The sequence below is a fragment of the Fictibacillus norfolkensis genome (genome assembly GCF_014836645.1).
Lineage (GTDB): Bacteria > Bacillota > Bacilli > Bacillales > Fictibacillaceae > Fictibacillus > Fictibacillus norfolkensis.
The window spans coordinates 1-3,046 of sequence record NZ_JACSQM010000021.1 but is presented as its reverse complement, the minus strand read 5'-3'; the positions used below and the strand labels follow the sequence as shown (position 1 = coordinate 3,046).

The 3,046-nt window shown below is 52.5% G+C and carries 1 rRNA gene; it reads right to left on the bottom strand.

From position 1 onward, the window contains the following. Window positions 1-5 precede the first annotated feature (5 nt). A 23S ribosomal RNA gene (locus H9648_RS20545) occupies window positions 6-2,942 on the bottom strand. Window positions 2,943-3,046 lie beyond the last annotated feature (104 nt).

The following is a 3,046-nucleotide window of genomic DNA, read 5'->3' as shown; positions in this document are numbered from 1 at the left end:
TTTTTAAGGATAAGCCCTCGACCGATTAGTATCTGTCAGCTCCACGTGTCACCACGCTTCCACACCAGACCTATCAACCTCATCATCTCTAAGGGGTCTTACTCACTTGCGTGATGGGAAATCTCATCTTGAGGGGGGCTTCATGCTTAGATGCTTTCAGCACTTATCCCGTCCACACGTAGCTACCCAGCTATGCCCCTGGCGGAACAACTGGTACACCAGCGGTGTGTCCATCCCGGTCCTCTCGTACTAAGGACAGCTCCTCTCAAATTTCCTGCGCCCGCGACGGATAGGGACCGAACTGTCTCACGACGTTCTGAACCCAGCTCGCGTACCGCTTTAATGGGCGAACAGCCCAACCCTTGGGACCTACTTCAGCCCCAGGATGCGATGAGCCGACATCGAGGTGCCAAACCTCCCCGTCGATGTGGACTCTTGGGGGAGATAAGCCTGTTATCCCCAGGGTAGCTTTTATCCGTTGAGCGATGGCCCTTCCATGCGGAACCACCGGATCACTAAGCCCGACTTTCGTCCCTGCTCGACTTGTAGGTCTCGCAGTCAAGCTCCCTTGTGCCTTTACACTCTGCGAATGATTTCCAACCATTCTGAGGGAACCTTTGGGCGCCTCCGTTACTGTTTAGGAGGCGACCGCCCCAGTCAAACTGCCCACCTGACACTGTCTCCGAACCGGATTACGGTCCAAGGTTAGAATTTCAATACAGCCAGGGTAGTATCCCACCGACGCCTCCACCGAAGCTGGCGCTCCGGCTTCTCAGGCTCCTACCTATCCTGTACAAGCTGTACCAAAATCCAATATCAAGTTGCAGTAAAGCTCCATGGGGTCTTTCCGTCCTGTCGCGGGTAACCTGCATCTTCACAGGTACTATAATTTCACCGGGTCTCTCGTTGAGACAGTATCCAAGTCGTTACACCTTTCGTGCGGGTCGGAACTTACCCGACAAGGAATTTCGCTACCTTAGGACCGTTATAGTTACGGCCGCCGTTTACTGGGGCTTCAATTCAGAGCTTCTCCTAAAAGGATAACCCCTCCTCTTAACCTTCCAGCACCGGGCAGGTGTCAGCCCCTATACTTCACCTTGCGGTTTCGCAGAGACCTGTGTTTTTGCTAAACAGTCGCTTGGATCTATTCACTGCGGCTCTCTCGGGCGATAAACCCTATCAGAGCACCCCTTCTCCCGAAGTTACGGGGTCATTTTGCCGAGTTCCTTAACGAGAGTTCTCCCGATCATCTTAGGATTCTCTCCTCGCCTACCTGTGTCGGTTTGCGGTACGGGCACCTCTTTCCTCACTAGAGGCTTTTCTTGGCAGTGTAGGATCAGGGACTTCGGTACTAAAATTTCCCTCGCCATCACAGCTCAGCCTTCACGTTGGGCGGATTTGCCTACCCAACAGCCTAACTGCTTAGACGCACTATTCCATCAGTGCGCTCACCCTACCTTACTGCGTCCCCCCATTGTTCAAACGGAAAGGAGGTGGTACAGGAATATCAACCTGTTATCCATCGCCTACGCTTTTCAGCCTCGGCTTAGGCCCCGACTAACCCTGAGCGGACGAGCCTTCCTCAGGAAACCTTAGGCTTTCGATGGACAAGATTCTCACTTGTCTTTCGCTACTCATACCGGCATTCTCACTTCAAAGCGCTCCACCAGTCCTTCCGGTCTGACTTCGCTGCACTTCGAACGCTCCCCTACCCCTGTACCATACGGTACAAGCCATAGCTTCGGTGATACGTTTAGCCCCGTTACATTTTCGGCGCAGAGTCACTCGACCAGTGAGCTATTACGCACTCTTTAAATGGTGGCTGCTTCTAAGCCAACATCCTGGTTGTCTGGGCAACTCCACATCCTTTGCCACTTAACGTATACTTTGGGACCTTAGCTGATGGTCTGGGCTGTTTCCCTTTTGACTACGGATCTTATCACTCGCAGTCTGACTCCCGCGGATAATTCTCTGGCATTCGGAGTTTGACTGAATTCGGTAACCCTGTGGGGGCCCCTAGTCCAATCAGTGCTCTACCTCCAGGAATCTTGCCGCGAGGCTAGCCCTAAAGCTATTTCGGGGAGAACCAGCTATCTCCGTGTTCGATTGGCATTTCACCCCTACCCACACCTCATCCCCGCACTTTTCAACGTGCGTGGGTTCGGGCCTCCATTCAGTGTTACCTGAACTTCACCCTGGACATGGGTAGATCACACGGTTTCGGGTCTACGACCACGTACTATGTCGCCCTATTCAGACTCGCTTTCGCTGCGGCTCCGTCTTATCAACTTAACCTTGCACGGGATCGTAACTCGCCGGTTCATTCTACAAAAGGCACGCCGTCACCCGTTAATGGGCTCCGACTACTTGTAGGCACACGGTTTCAGGATCTGTTTCACTCCCCTTCCGGGGTGCTTTTCACCTTTCCCTCACGGTACTGGTTCACTATCGGTCACTAGGGAGTATTTAGCCTTGGGAGATGGTCCTCCCGGATTCCGACGGGGTTTCACGTGTCCCGCCGTACTCAGGATCCACTCAGGAGGGAACGAAGTTTCAGCTACAGGGCTGTTACCTTCTTCGGCTGGCCTTTCCAGACCACTTCACCTACTTCGTTCCTTTGTAACTCCGTATAGAGTGTCCTACAACCCCAGAGAGCAAGCTCTCTGGTTTGGGCTGATTCCGTTTCGCTCGCCGCTACTCAGGAAATCGCATTTGCTTTCTCTTCCTCCGGGTACTTAGATGTTTCAGTTCCCCGGGTCTGCCTTCTCATACCCTATGTATTCAGATATGGATACCATCCCATTACGGATGGTGGGTTCCCCCATTCGGAAATCCCCGGATCAATGCTTACTTACAGCTCCCCGAGGCATATCGGTGTTCGTCCCGTCCTTCTTCGGCTCCTAGTGCCAAGGCATCCACCGTGCGCCCTTTCTAGCTTAACCTTATATGATGTTTGCACATCAAAGATTCTTGCTTGGCGCAGATTAGATAAATCTATCTGCCTTGCATATTGTTTGGATGTCGATATCTAGTTTTCAAAGAACAT